21 protein-coding genes are annotated in these 20,872 nt (G+C 46.6%); 9 read left to right on the top strand and 12 right to left on the bottom strand.

The genetic code is table 11. From position 1 onward, the window contains the following. Positions 1-8 precede the first annotated feature (8 nt). From OU814_RS23395 to thrS, 4 genes are all read right to left on the bottom strand, one after another. Entirely contained in the window at positions 9-428 is a 420-nt protein-coding gene (locus tag OU814_RS23395; protein WP_144056224.1) for a hypothetical protein, read from the bottom strand. 99 nt (positions 429-527) lie between these two features. Next, positions 528-956, bottom strand: coding sequence for a hypothetical protein (locus tag OU814_RS23390; RefSeq protein ID WP_268242255.1), 429 nt, complete (start codon positions 954-956; stop codon positions 528-530). A 279-nt stretch (positions 957-1,235) separates the two neighbouring features. Then, entirely contained in the window at positions 1,236-6,128 is a 4,893-nt protein-coding gene (locus tag OU814_RS23385; protein ID WP_268242254.1) for a DUF4347 domain-containing protein, read from the bottom strand. Between the two features lie 188 nt (positions 6,129-6,316). Further along, positions 6,317-8,158, bottom strand: coding sequence for a threonine--tRNA ligase (thrS, locus tag OU814_RS23380; protein WP_442786151.1), 1,842 nt, complete (start codon positions 8,156-8,158; stop codon positions 6,317-6,319). A 115-nt stretch (positions 8,159-8,273) separates the two neighbouring features. Here thrS and OU814_RS23375 point away from each other — a divergent pair, with 115 nt between their 5' ends. The 4 genes from OU814_RS23375 to OU814_RS23360 all read left to right on the top strand — a co-directional run bounded on the left by OU814_RS23375 (position 8,274) and on the right by OU814_RS23360 (position 11,055). Further along, on the top strand, positions 8,274-8,591 hold the full coding sequence (locus tag OU814_RS23375; protein WP_017288908.1) for a DUF2605 domain-containing protein: 318 nt from the start codon (positions 8,274-8,276) through the stop codon (positions 8,589-8,591). A gap of 153 nt (positions 8,592-8,744) precedes the next feature. Further along, positions 8,745-9,035 (top strand): DUF2973 domain-containing protein, encoded by a 291-nt coding sequence (locus OU814_RS23370; protein WP_017288909.1) that lies wholly within the window; start codon positions 8,745-8,747, stop codon positions 9,033-9,035. A 78-nt stretch (positions 9,036-9,113) separates the two neighbouring features. Beyond that, positions 9,114-10,364: a GTPase family protein gene (locus OU814_RS23365; protein WP_268242253.1), complete on the top strand. Its 1,251-nt coding sequence runs from the start codon at positions 9,114-9,116 to the stop codon at positions 10,362-10,364. Between the two features lie 88 nt (positions 10,365-10,452). Beyond that, positions 10,453-11,055 carry an exopolysaccharide biosynthesis protein gene (locus OU814_RS23360; protein ID WP_017288911.1) on the top strand — a complete coding sequence of 201 codons (603 nt, stop codon included), beginning with the start codon at positions 10,453-10,455 and terminating at the stop codon, positions 11,053-11,055. 156 nt (positions 11,056-11,211) lie between these two features. Here the strand turns inward: OU814_RS23360 and speA are convergent, their stop codons facing one another. Continuing rightward, positions 11,212-13,242 carry a biosynthetic arginine decarboxylase gene (gene speA, locus OU814_RS23355; RefSeq protein ID WP_017288912.1) on the bottom strand — a complete coding sequence of 677 codons (2,031 nt, stop codon included), beginning with the start codon at positions 13,240-13,242 and terminating at the stop codon, positions 11,212-11,214. 203 nt (positions 13,243-13,445) lie between these two features. On the opposite strand from speA, the gene ndk reads away from it, so the two are divergent. Beyond that, positions 13,446-13,895: a nucleoside-diphosphate kinase gene (ndk, locus tag OU814_RS23350; protein WP_017288913.1), complete on the top strand. Its 450-nt coding sequence runs from the start codon at positions 13,446-13,448 to the stop codon at positions 13,893-13,895. A gap of 67 nt (positions 13,896-13,962) precedes the next feature. On the opposite strand, the gene ald is transcribed toward ndk, so the two are convergent. Continuing rightward, positions 13,963-15,051, bottom strand: a complete 1,089-nt coding sequence (gene ald, locus OU814_RS23345) for an alanine dehydrogenase (RefSeq protein WP_017288914.1) — start codon at positions 15,049-15,051, stop codon at positions 13,963-13,965. A 180-nt stretch (positions 15,052-15,231) separates the two neighbouring features. Here ald and OU814_RS23340 point away from each other — a divergent pair, with 180 nt between their 5' ends. The 3 genes from OU814_RS23340 to OU814_RS23330 all read left to right on the top strand — a co-directional run bounded on the left by OU814_RS23340 (position 15,232) and on the right by OU814_RS23330 (position 18,070). After that, positions 15,232-15,402 (top strand): chlorophyll a/b-binding protein, encoded by a 171-nt coding sequence (locus OU814_RS23340; RefSeq protein ID WP_017288915.1) that lies wholly within the window; start codon positions 15,232-15,234, stop codon positions 15,400-15,402. Positions 15,403-15,597: 195 nt separating this feature from the next. Then, positions 15,598-16,569 (top strand): solanesyl diphosphate synthase, encoded by a 972-nt coding sequence (gene sds, locus OU814_RS23335; protein WP_017288916.1) that lies wholly within the window; start codon positions 15,598-15,600, stop codon positions 16,567-16,569. Between the two features lie 232 nt (positions 16,570-16,801). Then, positions 16,802-18,070, top strand: a complete 1,269-nt coding sequence (locus tag OU814_RS23330) for a glycosyltransferase family 4 protein (protein WP_268242252.1) — start codon at positions 16,802-16,804, stop codon at positions 18,068-18,070. Between the two features lie 131 nt (positions 18,071-18,201). Here the strand turns inward: OU814_RS23330 and OU814_RS23325 are convergent, their stop codons facing one another. The 6 genes from OU814_RS23325 to OU814_RS23300 all read right to left on the bottom strand — a co-directional run bounded on the left by OU814_RS23325 (position 18,202) and on the right by OU814_RS23300 (position 20,509). Beyond that, complete coding sequence (locus OU814_RS23325) at positions 18,202-18,591, bottom strand: hypothetical protein (protein ID WP_268242251.1); 390 nt, start codon at positions 18,589-18,591, stop codon at positions 18,202-18,204. Beyond that, the gene (locus tag OU814_RS23320) at positions 18,588-19,157 is read right to left on the bottom strand and encodes a hypothetical protein (protein ID WP_268242250.1); all 570 of its coding nucleotides are present in this window, start codon (positions 19,155-19,157) and stop codon (positions 18,588-18,590) included. The genes OU814_RS23325 and OU814_RS23320 overlap by 4 nt, the downstream gene beginning before the upstream one ends. A gap of 21 nt (positions 19,158-19,178) precedes the next feature. Further along, a complete protein-coding gene (locus tag OU814_RS23315; protein WP_268242249.1) occupies positions 19,179-19,337 on the bottom strand; it encodes a hypothetical protein in 159 nt (52 codons plus the stop codon). Between the two features lie 31 nt (positions 19,338-19,368). Continuing rightward, positions 19,369-19,866 (bottom strand): DUF4231 domain-containing protein, encoded by a 498-nt coding sequence (locus OU814_RS23310; RefSeq protein ID WP_268242248.1) that lies wholly within the window; start codon positions 19,864-19,866, stop codon positions 19,369-19,371. A 158-nt stretch (positions 19,867-20,024) separates the two neighbouring features. After that, the gene (locus OU814_RS23305; protein ID WP_268242247.1) at positions 20,025-20,294 is read right to left on the bottom strand and encodes a type II toxin-antitoxin system RelE family toxin; all 270 of its coding nucleotides are present in this window, start codon (positions 20,292-20,294) and stop codon (positions 20,025-20,027) included. Beyond that, positions 20,291-20,509 (bottom strand): hypothetical protein, encoded by a 219-nt coding sequence (locus OU814_RS23300; RefSeq protein ID WP_268242246.1) that lies wholly within the window; start codon positions 20,507-20,509, stop codon positions 20,291-20,293. The genes OU814_RS23305 and OU814_RS23300 overlap by 4 nt, the downstream gene beginning before the upstream one ends. 96 nt (positions 20,510-20,605) lie before the next feature. On the opposite strand from OU814_RS23300, the gene OU814_RS23295 reads away from it, so the two are divergent. After that, a partial coding sequence (locus tag OU814_RS23295) for a hypothetical protein (RefSeq protein WP_268242245.1) occupies positions 20,606-20,872 on the top strand: 267 nt, incomplete at its 3' end.

Below are 20,872 nucleotides of genomic sequence, written 5' to 3'. Positions count from 1 at the left end.
AGCCAGAACTAGTCTAAAAAGCCAGTCGGATTGGATTCGAGACCATCCACACCAGCAGCAGCCTTCAGAATTGCAGCATAAGCATCCATTCCTGCCTCGGTTGTCACATCAAGACCAGTTAGAGTGTTCGCAACAACTTGCTCAAGCACAGATGAAGAACCAACCGTCGGTAGAAATGTAGTGGGTGCATCAACGCTTAACACTGGAGCCGTCGAATCAGCAGTACCCGTGACATCCAAAGAGCCGCTAAAGTACACTCCTGCAGGTGCAACAATCTCACCAGAAATCGTGGTGGTGAAACCAGCGGGAGATGTACGAGTGATTGCACCGCTCACCGATGCATTTTGTGCCGATGCAGGTGCAGCAGCTACTGCTACTAAACCAGCTAAGCCCACTAAAACAGATGCAGAACGAGATAAGAAGCTCATCGTCATTATTCCTCTAACTTTTACAGATCTTTATATGGCTTGAGTTCCACTAGTGCTGCCAGAAGTACCAGTGGAACTTAAGCTAGAGACGGAACTAGTTTAGAATGGAAATCCTCTGAAACCAGTGGGATTCGATTCGAGACCATCCACACCAGCAGCAGCTTTCAGAATTGCAGCATAAGCATCCATTCCTGCCTCGGTTGTCACATCAAGACCAGTCAGAGTGTTCGCAACTGTCTGCTCCAACAAAGATGAAGAACCAACCGTCGGTAGAAATGCAGTGGGTGCATCAACGCTTAACACTGGAGCCGTCGAATCAGCAGTACCCGTGACATCCAAAGAGCCGCTAAAGTACACTCCTGCAGGTGCAACAATCTCACCAGAAATCGTGGTGGTGAAACCAGCGGGAGATGTACGAGTGATTGCACCGCTCACCGATGCATTTTGTGCCGATGCAGGTGCAGCAGCTACCGCTACTAAACCAGCTAAGCCCACTAAAACAGATGCAGAACGAGATAAGAAGCTCATCGTCATTACTCCTCTAACTTTTACAGATCAACTTTGTGCTTCACGCAAAGTTTGTATGGCCTTATTATTGAGCAAGGAACAATGAATCTATATAGCAAACTTACGTAAGTTAGACAGATACTAACTATGCTTAGCTTTATAAGTTAAGAGTAAATACACAATTTTTGTACAGGAAAAGTAGGGTGATTTCCAGATAGTAACTCGCTCTTAAAATGCAAGAGCGAGATGAGTTGATTCATCCCGCTCAAGTGCAATGAGAATGAGGTCAAATATGGTTGTCTAAGCAAAGAAGAAGGCTGCTTGATTCCCGATTGCTAGGTTCTGGCTAATATTGCTCGAAGTAAAGCCAGTTGTATTCATTAGAACCATCAATTGTGTTCCCTTGCCAAATCCCAAAGATTGATTTTGCAAGTAAAGGGATGTTGTAGCTCCATTATCTACTACATCGATATTGATCGCGCTATCAATTCTGAGTTGGTCACCACCGACTCCTCGCCGGAAATTAGTCACCGTATCCCGACCATCTCCCGCAGCATAGATCACAAGATCGATCGCTTGATCTAAACCTAAATCGATCGTGTCGTTGCCCAGTCCTCCAATGAGAATGTCCGCTCCAGCATTACCTCGCAAGTTGTCTGCGCCTGCTAAGCCGATCAACGTATTGTTCTCGTTATTGCCGAAAATTTGGTTGTTGAGAGCGTTACCCGTACCGTTTTGAGCATTTCCAGTCAGGGTCAGATTCTCAACGTTATCGCTCAAAATCCAATTGACTGAAGCGTTAACAGAATCAATTCCTTGATTCAAAGCTTCGACGATGACATCAGCAAGATTATCAACCACATAAGTATCGTCGCCAAGTCCTCCGATAAGTGTATCTGCTCCTAAACTTCCATCGAGCCTGTCATTTCCTGCGCCTCCGGTTAAGCGGTTATTTCCAGCATTTCCAACCAAAATATTTGCAAGATCATTTCCAGTTCCATCGATCGCAGCCGAACCCGTTAAAGTTAGATTTTCGACATGAGAAGAGAGCGTATAACTCACAGAGGAAATCACTGAGTCAACCCCTTGGTTTGCGAGTTCGGTAATCGTATCGCTAGCAGACTGGATGAGATAAGTGTCATTGCCAAAGCCACCAATCAGGGTATTCGTGCCACCTCCACCACTGAGGGTATCATTGCCAGAGCTACCATTGAGGATGTCATTACCAGAGCCACCCCAAACTGAGTCAGCACCACCACTTCCAGAGAACGTAATTGCACCTGCATATCCTGAAAAATCGAATTCTTCAAAGTTGCGAATCACTAATCCTGAAACATTCGTAATTTGTGAGTTGAAGTTGATCACGTCTACTGTAATCGCCATAGTTCCATTGTTTAGAACAAAGCGATCTCTGCCATCACTCCCATTAAACTGATCGTTTTGCTGCACTTGAGCATAGTCAACAGTCACTCGATCGTCACTGTACCCACCAATAAACCAATCGCGTGCGTTACTTCCAGCGAATGAGATCGCGCCAATATACTGACTAAAATCAAACTCTTCAAAATTTTGAACAGTTAGCCCTGTAACGCCGCTGATTTGATTACTGGTATCTGCTGGATTGACTGTAAGAGCCACATTCCCAAAACTGAGAACAAAGCGATCGTTACCGCTACCACCGTCTACTCGATCGTTTTGCAATACCTGCTCGTATAGAGCACTAACAGTGTCATTCCCTCCCCCCGCATTCAGCTGATCTGTTCTCAATGTCAGTGTGAAGGTTTCATCAGCATTCGTTCCATTGATGTTGTTTCCAACATTGACAACGATCGATTGACTGACCTGAAGCGCTGTAGTACCACTGTCGCCATTGCCATTGTCATTGACTGTAACTGAAATCGTATCGCCTGTAGCAGCAGTACTCCGATAGGATAGAGATGCAAGTGCTGTATTTAGATTGTCGAGGCTACCCTGGATCTGAAAACTCTGATCGTCGCTTCCATCACCTGTGATGAATGAAATTCCATTGACGACACCAAGTGAGAGTGTTCCGGTTCCAGCAGAGAGCGTCACTGTAAGAGGAATCGCATTATTTGCATCGACATCGTTGATACTAATGCCAGAAATTGCCGTTGAACTATTCTCAGCAACGTTCTGCGTTCCAGGAATACTGAGAAGTGGAGCATCATTGACCGCAGTGATACTCAGGGTTGTCGTAGCAGGTGTACTTGTTTGCGTACCATCTAATAAGACGAATTGAATTTGGCGATTCGTCGTGTTGGGATTGTCGCTGAGGTTACGGTAGGTAATCGATTTCAGCGCAGCTTCGTAGTTTGCGATCGAGGTTGTTCCAGTGAGTGTAAGAACACCATTGTTGAAGCTGCCTGTGATGCCGTTTTGGTTAACAAAGAGAAGCTCGTCCTGTGCTGCGACAAAATTCGCGATCGTAATAATCGCTCCAGTCATATTAGAGTTGGAACTCGTTATTGTAAGACCAGAGCTAGCTAGGGTTGCAGTGCCGTTTTCGGTAAAACTTGTCGCAAAATTGATCCCTGGATTTGCGCCATTGAGATCGAGTGCGATCGGCGGTCTGAGTTCAATCGATCGATTGACCTGAATTGGAGTGATTCCGTTATCTCCATTTCCGTTATCGTTGACTGTAATGGAGAGTGTATCAGTCGAGCTACCATTAGCACGGTAGGATAGAGATGCAAGTGCTGTATTCAGATCACTGAGACTGCCGCGAATCTCAAAGCTCTGATCGTCGCTGCCATCACCTGAGACAAAAGTAATTCCAGTGACTGTACCGAGTGAAATAGTTCCAGTTCCAGCAGAGACAATCACATTTAGAGGAATCGCATTGTTAGCATCAATATCATTAATACTAATGCCTGAAACGGGAGTTAATCCGCTAGGGATAAAGCCTTGACTGGTAGGAGCATTAAGAACTGGACTGTCGTTGAGTGCAGTAATGCTGACTGTTGTGGTTGCAACTGGGCTAGAGCGAGTGTCATCAAATAGGACAAACTGAATCTGACGATTTGTCGTATTGGGATTGTCGCTGAGGTTGCGGTAAGTAATCGATTTGAGCGCAGTTTGGTAATTCGCGATCGAGGTTGTTCCAGTCAGTGTAAGGACACCATTGGTAAAACTGCCTGTAATCCCATTTTGATTGGTAAATAGCAGCTCGTCTTCTGCAACGAAATTGGCAATTGTAATCGTTGCTCGATCAATTTCGGTGTCAGAATTCGTAATTGCGAGTGTAGAACTGGTAAGCGTTGTTGCTGCACCATTTTCGGTAAAGCTTACAGCGAAGTTACTGCCCGCAGATGCGCCGTTGAGATCCAGCGTGAGGGGAGTTGGAGGCTCTAGTTTCCATAAGCGATCGCCAGAACCGTCGTTTGCCGAGAAGTATAGAGTTCCATTGACATTTGTCAAGTTCGCAGCACCAGATCCACTTGTCCCCACCCGAATATCTTTCGCAAGCGCGGCTTGACCCGTTGTCGGATCAACTTTCCACAGTTCTCGTCCGTTCTGACCAGTAGTAGAACCATTTGTTGCTGTAAAGTACAAGGTTCCATCTACATTGATTAGAGACTGCGGATCAGAACTCGCTGAACCCGCATTGATATTCCTGACCATTGAAGCTTGACCTGTTGCAGGATCAACTTTCCATAGTTCACGACCATTTGTGCCATCATCTGCAGTAAAGTACAGTGTTCCATTTACATTGATGAGTTCGGTAGTCGTAGTATTCGTGAGAGCAGAACCTGTTGAATTAATGTTTGCCACCAATGAGGCTTGACCTGTTGTAGGATCAACTCTCCATAGTTCACGACCATTTGTGCCATCATCTGCGGTAAAGTACAATGTTCCATTTACATTCGTTAGGCTAGCTGGCAAGGAACCAAGGCTACCTGATCGAATATCGTTGACTAAAGTTGCCTGTCCGCTATTGGGATCAAATTTCCATAGCTCAGTTCCATTTGCATCGTTACCACTTGCAGAGAAGTAAAGAATACCGTTGACATTGGTTAGATTTGTGAGGGAAGAACCTCCAGTACCAGGTCGAATATCAGCAGCTAGTGATGCAAGTCCAGTTACAGGATCAATCTTCCACAGTTCAGTCCCATTTGTGCTAGTTGTCGCTGCAAAGTACAGTGTTCCATTCACATTGGTTAAAGATGTAGGAGAAGAACCTGCATTTGTGACTAGCTGCGCTTGTCCATTGGTAGGATCAACCTTCCACAATTTACGTCCTGTACCATCAGTTGCTGAAAAGTACAGTGTTCCGCCTATATTGATTAATTCTTGAGGATCAGCATTACCCGTGTTTAAGTTGATATCTCCAACGATCGATGTTGTACCAGTTACAGGGTCAAACTTCCAGAGTTCACGCCCGCTTGTGGGAGTTGTCGCAGAGAAGTAGAGCGTTCCATTTACATTGGTTAGATTTGTGGGAGAAGAGGAGCTACTGCCTGAAACAATGTCACTCACGAGCGTTGCATTTCCAGTTACCGGATCAACTCTCCATAGTTCAGTTCCACTGCCACTCACTGCTGAGAAGTACAAGACTCCATCAACATTTGCCAAATTTCTGGGTGCATTGTATGTGGTTGCGCCTGTCACAATAACAGGATCATTTGCCAGAATCGATCGATAACGCGCGCGCGCTTCCATCCCAAATGCGAGTTCAGTCTGACATTCTCCCGTTCTGACTTCTAACTCCCAATTTCCTCCAAGTTCTGCACAGCCTGTTTTTGTCGCAGAAGCCGCGATCGTGGCTCCTGTCAGTTCACTCATTTGTTGCAAAAGTGCCTCTGCACCTTGAGCGACTTCGCAACCATAAATTAAAATTTCTGCATCTGCGCTTAATGCTTCCGACCACTGCATCAGCGATCGCGCATAAATTCTCATCGTTTCAGCACTCAATTGTGCTGTGCCTATTAAAATTGCGCCAGGAGTTCCATGAGAGATGAGATGAATCGCTTTAATCTGCCTACGATTCTCTAACACTTCAGCGATCTGCACGATACCATCGCGATCGCCATCGAGCAAAATCACTTCAATCTGCGATCTCACTCCTGCAACGAGACTGGAAACCTCAGGAACAGACGGATCAACAAAGGCAATTTCAGCACGCTCGCAATGATTCAAAACAGCAGCGTCAAACTGGGGTGCAGAAGCAGACATTCTGGTGGACTCCTAACAGAACGTCTTTATCATTCCCGTCTGCGATCGCAACTTAAATAAGCTTATCTAGTGAAATTTCTCGAAGTCAGTAATAGAACTGAACAACGGCATCTCTTAAATTTGGAGATGCCGTTGCAACCGTGAAATCTCTGTGAAACTGCCAACATAAACTGGGCAAATTTTGCAGGCTAGAAATTCCCGTGATTTGCGATCGCGTGTTTAAGACGATCGATCACCTCACTGAGCGCAATTGCTCCTAATTCACCCGATGCACGCGTCCGAATATTCAACGCATTCGATTCGACCTCTTTCGCACCCACAACTGCCATCACCGGAATCTTTTCCTTCTCAGCATTGCGAATCAGTTTGCCCAATCGATCGCCGCTCGGCGCAACTTCCGCTCGAATTCCTGCAAGTTTCATTTGCTCGACAGCCTGCTTCGCAAATGGTAAAAATTCATCACTCACCGTGAGTAATCGAATCTGCTCAGGAGCAAGCCACACTGGAAAATCTCCCGCATACTCTTCGATCAGAATTCCGATCAATCGCTCTAACGAGCCAAACGGCGCACGATGAATCATTACAGGACGCTTACGGCTGCCGTCTTCTGCCACATATTCGAGATCAAAGCGTTCCGGTAAGTTGTAATCGACTTGCACCGTTCCAAGCTGCCATTCTCGATCGAGCGCATCACTAAAGATAAAGTCCAATTTCGGTCCATAAAATGCTGCCTCTCCAATGCCCTCAAAATAGTTCATGCCCATCGTTTCGACTGCACGGCGAATTGCACCTTGAGCTTTCTCCCACGCCTCATCAGACCCAATATATTTATCCGAGTCTGGATCGCGGAAACTCAAACGAGCCTTAAAGTTTTTCAGTTGTAGACTCTTGAAGACCGATAAAATCAAATCCACAACACTGAGAAACTCCGCATCAAGCTGTTCAGGCGTGACAAACAAGTGAGAGTCATCGACTGTAAAGCCTCGTACTCTCGTTAATCCGCCAAGTTCACCTGACTGTTCATAGCGGTAGACTGTCCCAAATTCTGCTAATCGCATCGGCAGATCTCGATACGATCGCAGTTCACTCTTATAGATTTGGATGTGGAACGGACAGTTCATCGGCTTCATCACAAAGCCCTGTTCTTCGGTTCGAGCTTTGTCATCCTCCGCCATCATGGGGAACATATCTTCGCTGTACTTCTGCCAGTGACCTGAAGTTTTAAACAGATCCACTTTGGCAATATGTGGCGTAACGACAGGCAGATAACCGCGTCTGGTCTGCTCTTGTTTGAGAAAGTCTTCTAGGGTTGATCTCAGAATCGTTCCTTTGGGTGTCCACAGAGGTAACCCTGGTCCCACTAAATCCGAAAAAATAAACAATCCTAACTCTTTACCCAATTTTCGATGATCGCGCTTCATCGCTTCTTCTTTGCGGCGCTTGTATTCAGCTAACTGTTCAGGCGTTTCCCAAGCTGTGCCATAAATGCGTTGAAGCTGAGCTTTAGTTTCATCTCCGCGCCAATATGCACCCGCAACGGATTCAAGCTCGATCGCGTCTGGATTTAATTCTTCGGTCGTTTCTACGTGCGGGCCTGCACACAAATCCCACCACTGATCGCCTAAGTGATAAATCGTGATCGGCTCTTGTTTGATATCGTCGAGAATCTCTAGCTTGTAAGGCTCATTCAGCGCTTGAATTCGGCTTTTTGCCTCTTCGCGGCTCACTTCTTCACGAATCACAGGCAATTTGCGCCGAATGATCTTCGCCATCTCTTTCTTGATCGCTTTGAGATCCTTTTCAGTAAAAGGCTCTGGGTTATCAAAATCGTAGTAAAACCCATTCTCAATCCAAGGCCCGATCGTCACCTGTGCTTTCGGAAAGAGCTTCTGAACCGCCATTGCCAATACGTGCGAAGTCGTATGGCGAATTTTCTTCAACGCTTCAGATTCGCTGGTTTTGGGCAAATAAATTTTTTCCGGCTGGTTTGAATCGGCAGACATGGGACGAAGGCTAATAAAATCACCCATATATCTTACCGACCTCACGGTAATTCGGGGTTGAATCTGCAAACTTTCAAGCTAAAATAGAAATGTTACGAAATGTAACGACTATTAGGATTTGCTAACGCGATCGGTTTTCAAAATGTTTAATCCCAATCACCCCGACTCCGACTTATTCAAAACCATCTTAGAACCGCTGCTCGACGACTTCGAGTACTGGTTTTCGCGCTCTCGCAGCCTGTTGGAAGAGCAGCACATTCCATTTCTCTCTGCAGACGAGCAGAAAGACCTCTTGCAGCGCGTGATGACCAGTCAGCAGGAAGTGAGCACGGTTCAGGCATTGCTGAAAGCCACAGGGGGTCAGGCGGGAGTCGATTCATCCGTCTTAGTCACGTGGCATCATCTAGTGAGCGAATGTTGGCAAGTCAGTCTCAAACTGCGATCGCAGCAATCGAGTTGAGTTTTGCAAACTCTCTCTTTTTTGGGATACCAGGAATCAGAAAAATCTGAGAAACTGTTAGATAATTAGAAAACGATTTTTCATAATTGCAAACCGGGAGCCGCAGCGCTTCCGGTAAATTCTCTTTTGTCAATCTCTATTGGCGCGAGGCGTATGATTCTGCACCTACTTTATATTCTGGCTTTCACAGCATTGGCTTTCTTGGCAGTTGGCAATTTAATCCGGAATTTAATGACGTTGGGGGTTGAGTCGCAGCGTCAGTATCCTCCCGTCAAACAGAATCGTCCGACCCCTCATCCAGAGCTACTCGATGAGCATGGTCGCATGATTGACGAACCGCTGCTGGTCATGCGATCGATGAGTGTGGAAGATGCCCGTGAACAGCTAGATGCCATCTATAAGTCCTCGCCAGGGGGGGAATCCGCACAGTCGGGTGATGAATAGCTAAATTGAGAAACGCCATAATTATCAGTAAAGGTGCGGTTACGATCGCGCCTTTTCTATTCTGATGAGGAAGGAGCGATGAAGTGGGATAGTTCCTGGTTGAATCAAATTCGGGATGGGATGGCAGAAGCCACGAAGCGCGTCTCGATTGAACCAATGGCAAAGACGCTACAGAATTGGTTCAAGGTCGATGAAGCAGAAGTCGAAGAGATTTTGAAGAAAGTCAGATCGGAACTACCGACGACTGAAGCATTGCTGGTCGGCAAACCGCAATCAGGAAAATCTTCGATCGTTCGTGGTTTAACCGGCGTTTCGGCTGAAATCATTGGTCAAGGCTTTCGTCCGCATACCCAGTACACTCAACAATATTGCTATCCCACTGAGGATTTACCACTTGTCATTTTTACAGATACGGTCGGCTTGGGAGATGGAACGCAAGCAACATCGGAAGTGATTCGCGAATTAGTGGGCGAATTGCAGTCGAGTGAATCTGAGACGAATGCCAAAATTTTACTGCTCACTGTTAAAATCAGTGATTTTGCAACGGATACGCTCAAACAGATTGCAGGTCGGATTCGGCAAAAACGCCCAGAAGTGCCTGTCTTACTGGTTGTCACTTGTCTGCATGAACTCTATCCACCGGATGTGAGCGATCATCCTGAGTATCCACCAAATTTGGCAGAAGTCGATCGTGCGTTTACGCGCATTCAAGAAGACTTTAAGGGCTTGTTTGACCGTGCCGTTTTGATCGATTTTACGTTGGAGGAAGATGAGTTTCATCCAACCTTTTATGGATTAGAGTCTTTGATGGATACGATCGCGGAATTGCTGCCAGAAGCTGAAGCAAGAACCATTTCGCAACTGTTAAGCGATCGAGATGCAGGTCAGCAAATTAGCGGTTTGTATCGAGATGCTGCGCGACGTTATATCTTGCCGTTTTCCGTAATGGCAGGGGCAGCAGCAGCGATTCCTTTACCGTTAGCCACAATGCCCGTGTTGACTGCGCTACAAGTTTCGATGGTGGGAGCATTGGGACAGTTGTATGGACAGACGTTAAGCCCTTCGCAGGCAGGTGGGGTCGTTAGTGCGATCGCGGGTGGATTTGTAGCACAAGCGATCGGGCGCGAATTGATTAAATTTGTGCCGGGGTTTGGCAGTGTAATTGCGGCTTCGTGGGCGAGTGCCTATACTTGGGCGTTAGGCGAAGCAGCATGTGTGTATTTTGGGGATTTGATGGGTGGTAAAACGCCTGACCCGAAAAGGATTCAAGCTGCAATGCGGGAAGCTTTCAGCGATGCGAGACATCGATTTAAAACCTCGAAGGGATAAGTCAAGTGAGTTAAAGATCAGTAGTTTGCAGGCGTTCGACTTCTGAAAGTCTCGGTTAGAATTTTCGTATCTGTCACGTTATCGACGAATGCATCTTCGCTTCTCGCAAGACATTGAATCTCTAATTAAGCGGCTATCCGAAGAACCGTTAACGATCGCGGCTATTCTCTCCGAAACTTCAGAACGCGGATTTGGTCTCGTCATTGGACTAATGGTGATTCCTTTTCTCTTTCCTGTGCCGCCCGGGCTAACGGGAATTCCGGGTACGGCTTGTGTTTTGCTAGGTGTTCAAATGGCATTAGGAAGGCGTACCCCCTGGTTGCCCAAAAAAGTCGCCCGGTTTCGATTTCCGACGAGCTTTGCTAAACAGCTATTGCAGAATGTGCGACGAGTCACGCGCATTTTAGAGAAAATTACTCGTCCTCGGATGCGTCGAATTGCAGCGAATCCAAAAATTTGGCAATTCAATGGAATGTGCATCACTTGGCTTTCTATTTTATTAATTGCACCAATTCCTTTGACCAATCCATTTCCCACGATCGGGATCTTACTCCTCGTCGTCGCCATGCTTGAATCAGATGGATTATTAATGTGTGTGGCTTATGGACTGACGACTGTGATTACAGGAATTTGTGCCACGATCGTTTACTTACTTTGGCGATCGCCAGAATTCATTCAGCAATGGCTATAAATTCAGCTTCAAGCAATGTTGAGCATTGAGTTGTAGAGGGTTGAGAGCTAGACAGTCTAGCACTGGAGAATTGAGAGTCCAACACAGTCACTCTCACCCTCTACTCGTATCAGCAAACCTAGTAAAATTCATCCTTCCAGATGAAACAACCAGAAGCTAAGATACGAGGTAAGTGTAGCCGCTTAAACTGCGTTCATAGTTCTGAAGCAGCAATTGTGACTCTTGCAAGGTAATTCGATTGTCTGCTAATGCGAGTTCAGTCTGAAGTCGAATACTTTCGATCATGTCTTCAGGATCATATTGCACATAACCCAGCACTTCTTTCATCGTGTCGCCGCGTACCACATGCTGAATTTGGTAGCCTTTGGGCGTGAGTTGGATGTGAACAGTGTTTGTGTCACCAAACAAGTTGTGCAAGTTGCCCATAATCTCTTGGTACGCTCCATTCAGGAACATGCCTAAGTAGTAAGGTTCACCAGGCTTTAAAGTATGCAACTCTAGCACAGGTTTCACATCCCGCAGATCAATAAATTGATCAATCTTGCCATCACTGTCACAGGTGAGATCGGCGAGCGTTACACGGCGCGTCGGTTCCTCGTTCAAGCGATGAATCGGCATGATCGGGAAGAGTTGATCGATCGCCCAACTATCGGGAGCCGATTGGAAGACTGAGAGATTCATGTAGTACATGGATGCCATGATCTGCTCTAGGTCTGCAAGATCGTCAGGGATATAGTCAAGCTGTCGCGAAAAAGTAACAATCTTATGGCAGCACGACCAATACAAACGCTCGGCTCTAGCGCGTTCAGTCAGGCTCAGATAACCGAATCCAAACAGATTCACGGCTTCGTCTTTGAACTGAGTGGCATCGTGATACATCTCTAAGAAATTATCAGAGTTGATCGACGTATAAGTTTCGTAGAGATTTTGCACGATCACATGCTCATTCTCCTTGGCAGGTTCTGGAATCTCAGACGAGACATCGCTCGTTCCCAGAATGTTGAAGACTAAAACGGATTGATGCGATGCGATCGCTCTGCCACTTTCGCTAATCAAAGTCGGAACGGGAAGATTCGCGATCGTACAAGCATCTTTCACGGCCGCCACGACATCATTGGCATAGTTTTGAGTCGTGTAATTTTTGGATGCGTGGAAATTCGTTTGCGACCCGTCATAGTCCACACCCAATCCACCCCCAACATCCATGTATTGCATGTTGGCTCCCAGTTTGCAGAGTTCCACATAAATTTGACTCGCTTCTCGCATCGCTTCTTTCAAGACGCTAATCGCTGAGATTTGAGAGCCAATGTGAAAATGCAGCAGTTGCAAGCAGCCAAGCATATCGGCTTCTTTTAACCGATTGACGGCGTGAATAATTTCAGGAATCGTTAAGCCAAACTTAGCGCGATCGCCTGCCGAAGTGCCCCAGCGCCCAATCCCTTTGGCATTCAACTTGGCTCGCACGCCCAGAATTGGTTCGACTCCAAGTTTTTTGCTCGCTTCGATCGCAAATTCAACTTCTTCGACTTGTTCAAGCACAATGATTGGCGTTTGTCCCAATCGTCGCGCCAACATTGCGGTTTCAATGTATTCGCGATCTTTATAGCCATTGCAAATGAGCAGCGCTCCCGGCGTTTTGAGCGATGCTAATGCAATCATCAGTTCAGGCTTTGAGCCAGCTTCTAATCCAAACTGATGCGGTTGTCCGAATCGCACCAGATCTTCGACTAAATGACGTTGTTGATTGCATTTCACAGGAAACACGCCTCGGTAGACACCGGGATAGCTGTATCTTGCGATCGCTTTCGCAAATGCCGAATTAATCCGCTCAATTCGATCTTCCAAAATGTCTGAAAATCGAATCAGCAAAGGCAAGCCTAGATTTCGCTGTTTCAATGCGTTGACCAAATCGAACAAGTCTAACGATCCGCCACGATTCCCTTTCGGCGAGACGGTGACGTGTCCTGCTGCGTTAATTGAGAAATACGGATCGCCCCATCCTTGAATGCGATAAAGCTCTTCGCTATCTTCGATCGTCCATTGTTTCTTCGGTTGAGGCGGTTCAACGGGGCGCGATTTACCGTTCGATTTGCCGTTCGGCTTGCCCTTTGAGTGATTGCTTGACGCTTCCAACTTCTCTTCAGGCTGTAGATTTTCCGGTTTGGCAGTAGCTGCGCGCTCTCCCATCGTGGCTGCTCCTCACTTTGCGATTCTTAAGCATTCAGTGTATCGCGGAGTTTACGAAATCGAGGTCTTTCGCACTACGTAATTTGGGGAGTGGGGGGAGTGGGGAGATTGACTCCTACTCCCTACTTCCCAATTTCATCCCAAACCCCCAATCTGGGCTAATCTAGGTTTGGTAAATTTCACGTCATTCTTGGGAGTCCAGCTTGGAACGCACATTTTTAGCCATTAAGCCTGATGGCGTACAACGTAAATTGGTTGGTGAAATCATTCGCCGCTTTGAAACAAAGGGCTTTACTCTCGTCGGATTGAAATTCATGAACGTTAGCCGTGAGTTGGCGGAGAGCCATTACGGTGTTCACCGTGAGCGTCCGTTTTTCGGCAGCTTGGTGGAATTTATTACATCCGGCCCTGTGGTCGCGATGGTTTGGGAAGGTGACGGTGTGATTGCAGGCGCCCGGAAAGTCATTGGTGCGACAAATCCGCTGACGGCTGAACCTGGCACGATTCGGGGAGACTTTGGTGCCAACATTGGACGGAATTTGATTCACGGTTCAGATGCACCCGAAACGGCTCAAAGCGAAATTGCGCTGTGGTTCAAAGACGAAGAATTAGTGAATTGGTCGCCGACGATCATCGGTTGGATTCACGAATAATCTCGGCTTGACTTGAGAAGTCCAACTTGTTCAAAAAGTTGGACTTCTGTAGATTTTGACGATCGCGCTAACTCACTAAATCCGGAAACACTTCTTGCACTGCCGGGTGAATCAAATGATGGTTCTGGACATTTAGCCCCTTCGCTAAGGCAGGATCGCGATCGAGGGCTTCCATCCGATGATTTGCCAATTTCAACACATACGGCAGCGTACTATTATTCAAAGCCTGGGTCGCCGTCCAAGGAACTGCACCCGGCATATTTGGGACACCATAATGCACTACGCCTTCTTCCACATAAGTTGGAGCGGTGTGTGAGGTCGGATGCAGCGTTTCGATACAGCCACCTTGATCGACTGCAACATCGACGATAACCGAACCCGATCGCATTTTTTTCACTAATTCTCGCGACACTAAGATCGGCGCTTTCCGTCCTGGAATCAGCACTGAACCAATCAGTAGATCCGCTTGAGGAACTAATTCTTCGATATGACTCGAATTACTGTAAAGCAGTTCAATTCGCGATCCAAAGACGGATTCTAAATACGACAAGCGATCGACATTCACATCTAAAATTGTCACCTGCGCGCCCATTCCCGTTGCCATCCGCGCCGCTTCGGTTCCAACAATTCCTCCACCTAAAATCACCACTCGTCCCGGTTTAACGCCGGGAACGCCTCCAAGCAAGACACCTCGCCCACCTTGCTGTCGTTCCAGATATCGCGCTCCAAATTGCACCGATAAGCGACCCGCAATGATACTCATAGGGGTCAACAGCGGCAGTCGGCGATCGCTAAGTTCTACAGTTTCATAAGCGATCGCACTCACACCTGAATTCAGCAAATGTTCGGTTAATTCGTGACTAGCTGCCAAGTGCAGGTAGGTGAATAGAATTTGTCCTTTCTGTAAATAGTCATACTCGGCTTTCAAAGGTTCTTTGACCTTAATCACGAGTTCACGATCCCAGGCTGCTTTGGCGCTATTGACGATCGTGGCACCGACTTGCACATAATCTGCATCACTAAAGCCCGAACCCTCACCTGCCTTTGACTCGATCGCGACCGAGTGCCCCTGTTCGATCAGCACCCTCACACTACTCGGACTCAAACCAACTCGAAACTCTTGATCCTTGGTTTCTCTAGGGACACCGATTTCCATAGCCATTCTCCAGTCGTACTTCTAGTGTAGTCTTCCAACCTAGAGTCAACGGTTGTTTAACATGCAGATCCCATTTATGCAATTCGCTCGCTAAAATACAGATAAAGAATTGTTAAGCGATTCAACCGCTTTGACTCGTAACAATTTTTACCCCTAAATCTAGGATAGGTTTTGTTTACCATGACGCAGATTCAACCGACCGTAACCCCCAAGCTTGAAAATCCGAAATTTGGCTTCAATCAGTATGCAGAACGCTTAAATGGACGTGCCGCAATGATCGGATTTGTGGCAGCGCTGATTGTAGAATTTGTCACGGGACAAGGCGTTTTGACCTGGCTCGGCTTGCTCTAAGATGTGAATCCTGACTCGATTTGGTTTTGTCCCGCCACTCGATCGAATCGATGAGAGAGCGGGACTTTTGCTAGTTAGATTTACCCAAATCTGAGAACCAAAAATTTTGAGTCCCCTAGAATTGCGGATTTATGAGTAAAATAAGCTTACAAGCCGTAAAAAAACTTAACCTATAGCCTCTGAGTCGGCAACTACATGACCTCAGCAACATCCCTATTTTCTCCGGTAGAAGCGGATCTACGTTTACTCACCGAGAATCTTCAAAACCTCATTGGTGCGCGTCATCCGATTCTGTACGCTGCCGCAGAGCATCTATTTAGCGCTGGCGGGAAACGCATCCGACCCGCGATCGTGCTCTTAGTCGCTCGCGCCACGATGCATGGGCAGGAGATTACTCAACGCCACCGACGCTTAGCTGAAATCACCGAAATGATTCACACGGCAAGCTTGGTGCATGACGATGTGATCGACGAATCCGCAACCCGACGCGGTATTCCAGCGGTTCATAGCCGATTTAGCAATCAAGTTGCAGTACTTGCTGGAGATTTTCTTTTTGCCCAGTCTTCTTGGTACTTGGCGAATTTAGAAAACATCGAAGTGATCAAGCTGCTCTCTGAGGTGATCAAGGATTTTGCAGAAGGCGAAATTCAGCAGGGATTATTTCGGTTTGATATGGGAATTACGATCGAGTCTTATCTCGAAAAGAGCTATTACAAAACCGCATCTTTAATTGCCAATAGTTCAAAAGCCGCCGCAATTCTCAGCGATGCTTCTGAAGTTGAGGCACAAAATCTCTATCACTACGGGCGTAATCTCGGTTTAGCGTTCCAAATTGTCGATGACATTCTTGATTTCACAGGCTCAACCGAATCTCTTGGCAAACCTGCTGGCTCAGATCTCAGAAGCGGCAATCTCACGGCTCCAGTTCTGTATGCGTTGGAAGAAAAGCCGTATCTGGAAGACTTAATCGATCGAGAATTTGAACAAGAAGACGATCTCGAACAAGCCTTAGCACTGGTTCGGGATAGCCAAGGGATTCAGAGAGCGAGAGAACTGGCATCGCATCATGCTAAATCCGCGATCGAACATCTGGCAGACTTGCCAATGTCTGAATCTCGACAGGCTTTGATCAAACTTGCTGACTATGTATTAAGCCGCTTGTATTAATTCACACAATCGAAATGCAGGTACAGGGTAGAGCTATCTACCCTTTTTTTGTGCTGAAAATCTTACTTTTGATAGATTCTAACTTTTTAGTATTTTGTCTAGCCCAGATATTATCTTGTTTGATTTCTAACCCCTGAAAGATGAAAACGAAGTGAAATGTTACTAACCTAAACACAAGCGAATATGAAAATTCACATTCTGTTTCTGTTTATCGTGTTTTGGTAAAAGAACTATGGCTATTTCAGGACAGCGCCCTCGGATTGCATTAATTTCGGTTCATGGCGATCCTGCGATCGAGATTGGCAAAGAGGAAGCGGGCGGTCAAAACGTCTATGTGCGGAACGTTGGAGAAGCGCTGTCCCGGCAGGGATGGCAAGTCGATATGTTTACTCGTCGATCGGATGCCGACCAGCCTGAGATTGTGCAACACACGCCGCATTGCCGCACGATTCGATTAACGGCTGGGCCGCAAAAATTTATTCCGCGTGATGATTTGTTTGGCTACTTGCCTGAGTTTGTCGAAGCCCTGCAACAATTTCAGGCTGACTCAGGATTTCAATATGATTTAGTTCATACTAACTACTGGCTGTCTTCCTGGGTCGGTATGACCTTGAAAAAGCTGCAAGGCGTGAAGCAGATTCATACCTATCACTCTTTAGGTGCAGTGAAATATCAGTCAATTTCAGCGATTCCTATGATTGCGAAGACTCGCTTAGCGACTGAGAAATTATGTTTAGAAACGGCTGAGCGGATTGTCGCAACGAGTCCACAAGAGAAAGACCACATGAGATCGCTCGTTTCGACTCACGGCAGCATTGATATTATTCCTTGTGGCACGGATACTCGACGCTTTGGTCATATTTCTCGAATTGAAGCGCGGCGCACGTTGGGATTGGATGAAACTGCCAAGATTGTGCTGTATGTAGGTCGCTTCGATCGCCGAAAAGGAATTGAAACCTTAGTTCGTGCAGTGGGTCAGTCTCAGCTAAAAGACCAGAATTTGAAGTTGATTATCGGCGGGGGCAGTCGTCCTGGGCAAAGTGATGGCGCGGAACGAGAGCGTATTGAAGGCATCGTCAATGAACTCGGCTTGCAAGATATCACGCTGTTTCCGGGTCGTTTAGGAGTTGAAAATCTGCACTTGTATTATGCTGCTGCCGATGTTTCGGTAGTGCCGAGTCATTATGAGCCGTTTGGATTAGTAGCAATTGAGGCGATGGCAAGTGGAACGCCTGTTGTCGCTTCGGATGTGGGCGGATTGCAGTTTACCGTCATTCCTGAAATCACAGGCTTGTTAGCTCCGGCAAAAGATGATGCGGCATTTGCCAAGGCGATCGATCGAATTTTGGCAGATCCAAACTGGCGTGATCAGTTAGGTCAGGCAGGGCGCGATCGAGTTGAGAAGATGTTTAGCTGGGATGGCGTTGCGGCTCAGTTAGGCAAGGTGTATCAACAGGTGCTAAAAGTTCCGACGAAAACACCAGCGGCAGCGATCGCATAATCGCTGAGAAATCTGAGGTTTTTGAGAGACATGATGGTCAAAGTGGGCGGCGGTGGATAAGTCTGAAGTGAAGCGCAAAGACTCTCTACCGTCTGCTTCAGCCATGTTGTTCGACTGTACCTCACTAGCTATTACTGATTTACCAAACCTTGAAATTCGTTAATGTTGATATCAATTCCTTGACGCTTCAGATATTGACTCAGATTAATCTGGATGAATAAATCTTTGAGTTCTTCTGCAATCTCTGGGGGCGGATTGCCAGATAATGCGGTGGCAATTAGTCGTTCTGCGGCTCGTAATTCGCCACACTCGATCGCTAAAGATGCAGCGCTACGGTGGAGGACAGATCGAGTAGGTTCGGCATCGAGAACGCTAGCAATTAAATTAGCAGCCTGGGTTTCTTGTTCAAACGCTTGTCGGGTCAACTGTGTTGCTTGCTCGATCGCGCCTCTCAAGCGGGCGACTGCGGCTGCTTCGGCTAAATCCATTGCTTGTTGATGGAGCGTTTGAATCTGGTTCATTGGAGTAAGGCTCCTTCGGGATTCCGTTTCGCGCTAACGATAGAAAGCGGGCGGCTGAATTCTACTACTATGATATAAGCTGGCAACCCTTCTGCATCAGATGCGCCAGTTTGTTCGATTTTCTGCTTAACTCTGGCATTGATTTGACTCCGATTGCCCTTACGAATCCCAGACACTTCAAGTCGAGCCATGCGCTGAAACGGCAGTGTCGTGGTTGAATCTTGGCTTCCCAACCAGTAGTCAAATCCAGTGCCCTTACGAGAACGTTCAATCACCGTCAGATTGGTTAATAGCAAAATTAATAGAAATGCAATGCCATAAGCCGCTTGCTCGGTTGTATATTCCTCATCATTCCAGCATCGCCTTGCTTGTTCTGTAACGGGTTGCCAATTCAACTGGAACTGAGTGGAAAATTCTCCTTCAACTTCGAGAGTTACTCCTGGCTCATGGGCTTCATCCGTTAGACAAATTGCTCCTGCTTCTGCGATCGCTGCTCCGAAAGCGGGTGTAATTGCGGGAAGTCCTTGGTGAAGGATCTGCAAGTTTAAGACTTGAATTTGGCTCAAAACGCTGTTGTCCCATAAAAGCTAGAGGCTCAATTTTACTTTCAATCGATAGAGTTTGTGTCGTTGCTTTTGGCTCACATTTTTCATGTTCGCCACAATTTTGCCCTGGTTTCCCGGTTCGACTTGCTGCCGAATACCAGGCTCATAGGGTCTGCTGATTGGCGGAAACACTCGAAGCATGGGCAGGTTAAAGAATGTACTGATAACAGATTTACTTCTTTCTGTCCGATACAGTTTGTCCCCAAGTTTCATGTCCCTCTGACCATATTTCCATGACTTGATTTGAGAAATGACAAACTTTCTCTTCCTCACTCATTAGTGAATAACTACCAGAGGTTTGAAGATAGAGGAATTTTTCAACTTGTAGTCTTTGCTGAACATTACGAGAATTGATCCAAGTTTTTTGAGAAGTTGTTTGACTGAGCAAAGTTGTAGAAAGTGCAGCAAGACCACTCACAGCAGGCACAATCCATTCCCAATCACTGAGCCTTTTACTAGCAGCTAAAGCGGAGAGTAAAGTGACCATAAGTGTAAGAGAGATGCTGAATTGTTTAAGAAGCGTGAAACGACGCTTATCCTTATCAGCGATGTATTTGAACCGCTGGATTAACCGATCGCACTCTATTAAGGCTTCTTCATGTTTTTGCTTCAGCGATCGTTGAAAGTCGGTGGTTGAAGTTTCTTGATTACTGTCTGCTGATTCTGCCACAAAACTATCTCCAACCCTAGAAAACTCAAATCTTCTTTCTCGTTCTTCTATTGTGCTCTGTCGGTCTAACGATGCCCATAACCCGCCGCCAATAACCTCTCGAACCCAACCAATAACCTTTAAACGGTCGGGTGCATGGGCGTTGTTAGCTGGCGTTTCTACAACTGGTCAAGCAGCAAATCATACTCTGCATGGGAACCGACCCAGAACCAAATCACCGTATCGTCTTCTAATTGACCGACAGCACGATAATCTTTGTTGATACGTGCAGAATAGATGGGCAACTTTGGATGGACTTTCTTGAATCGCAAGCTGGGATAGCTTGGATCTTCTTTGAATTGCCGATACGCTTTGCGAGTCTGCTCTTGAATCGGTTTTGGGAGATCAGCAAACATTTCCCGGAAACGAGCAGTAGTACGAGACTTCACAACGTTTCCGGGTCTAATTCTTGAGTCTTGCCTGATCGATATTCTGTCATTGCTTCGTCTGCCAGTTTAGCCAACAAGTCTGGAGAGCGAGCAAAGGAATTATCCCAGCGTTGCTCTTCTTCGAGTTCTTCTAAAATTAGGGTTGCGATCGCATCTTGCTTATCAGTCGGCAAGGTTTTTAGGCGAGCGATCGCTTGCTCAAGTCGCTCAGTCATTTGGCTTCTTCAGTAGATATGTTTCCAAATTATCGCTGATCGTTCAAGAAATGGGAAAACTGACTACGCAACCCCTCAACGTGTTTTCTACCGCCTGTGAGCAGAAGAGAGTTGTACTTAAAATTCTTTTTCCGTAACGAGTACGGAGAATCGGTAGATCTGGAACTCCATCGGCTCAGACGAGTTGCAATCAATCCTGAAACCCCCACATCCCGGTTGCGAGAATTATCCCAGCATCCTGATCTCAGTGTTCGGCTGGCGGTTGCTCAAAATCCAAATTTACCTCTAGAAATTCTTAAACAGCTTGTATTTGATAGCCAGGTGGAAGTTGTTCATCAAGCTCTTCAACATCCCCACGCAACA

Origin of the sequence: Leptolyngbya sp. GGD (assembly GCF_026735145.1) — a bacterium.
Classification (GTDB): domain Bacteria; phylum Cyanobacteriota; class Cyanobacteriia; order Leptolyngbyales; family Leptolyngbyaceae; genus Leptolyngbya; species Leptolyngbya boryana.
The sequence above is the reverse complement of the archived record's forward strand: the minus strand, read 5'-3'. Positions and strand labels throughout refer to the sequence as shown.

Bases quoted from the DNA above. Each gene is read 5' to 3' on its own strand.
- OU814_RS23390 (WP_268242255.1), bottom strand. From the start codon at position 956: ATGAGCTTCTTATCTCGTTCTGCATCTGTTTTAGTGGGCTTAGCTGGT.
- OU814_RS23315 (WP_268242249.1), bottom strand. From the start codon at position 19,337: ATGCTTCGAGTGTTTCCGCCAATCAGCAGACCCTATGAGCCTGGTATT.
- OU814_RS23385 (WP_268242254.1), bottom strand. From the start codon at position 6,128: ATGTCTGCTTCTGCACCCCAGTTTGACGCTGCTGTTTTGAATCATTGC.
- ald (WP_017288914.1), bottom strand. From the start codon at position 15,051: ATGGAAATCGGTGTCCCTAGAGAAACCAAGGATCAAGAGTTTCGAGTT.
- OU814_RS23365 (WP_268242253.1), top strand. From the start codon at position 9,114: ATGAAGTGGGATAGTTCCTGGTTGAATCAAATTCGGGATGGGATGGCA.
- OU814_RS23395 (WP_144056224.1), bottom strand. From the start codon at position 428: ATGAGCTTCTTATCTCGTTCTGCATCTGTTTTAGTGGGCTTAGCTGGT.
- OU814_RS23330 (WP_268242252.1), top strand. From the start codon at position 16,802: ATGGCTATTTCAGGACAGCGCCCTCGGATTGCATTAATTTCGGTTCAT.
- OU814_RS23300 (WP_268242246.1), bottom strand. From the start codon at position 20,509: ATGACTGAGCGACTTGAGCAAGCGATCGCTCGCCTAAAAACCTTGCCG.
- sds (WP_017288916.1), top strand. From the start codon at position 15,598: ATGACCTCAGCAACATCCCTATTTTCTCCGGTAGAAGCGGATCTACGT.
- speA (WP_017288912.1), bottom strand. From the start codon at position 13,242: ATGGGAGAGCGCGCAGCTACTGCCAAACCGGAAAATCTACAGCCTGAA.
- thrS (WP_442786151.1), bottom strand. From the start codon at position 8,158: ATGGGTGATTTTATTAGCCTTCGTCCCATGTCTGCCGATTCAAACCAG.
- OU814_RS23325 (WP_268242251.1), bottom strand. From the start codon at position 18,591: ATGAACCAGATTCAAACGCTCCATCAACAAGCAATGGATTTAGCCGAA.
- OU814_RS23370 (WP_017288909.1), top strand. From the start codon at position 8,745: ATGATTCTGCACCTACTTTATATTCTGGCTTTCACAGCATTGGCTTTC.
- OU814_RS23375 (WP_017288908.1), top strand. From the start codon at position 8,274: ATGTTTAATCCCAATCACCCCGACTCCGACTTATTCAAAACCATCTTA.
- OU814_RS23340 (WP_017288915.1), top strand. From the start codon at position 15,232: ATGACGCAGATTCAACCGACCGTAACCCCCAAGCTTGAAAATCCGAAA.
- OU814_RS23360 (WP_017288911.1), top strand. From the start codon at position 10,453: ATGCATCTTCGCTTCTCGCAAGACATTGAATCTCTAATTAAGCGGCTA.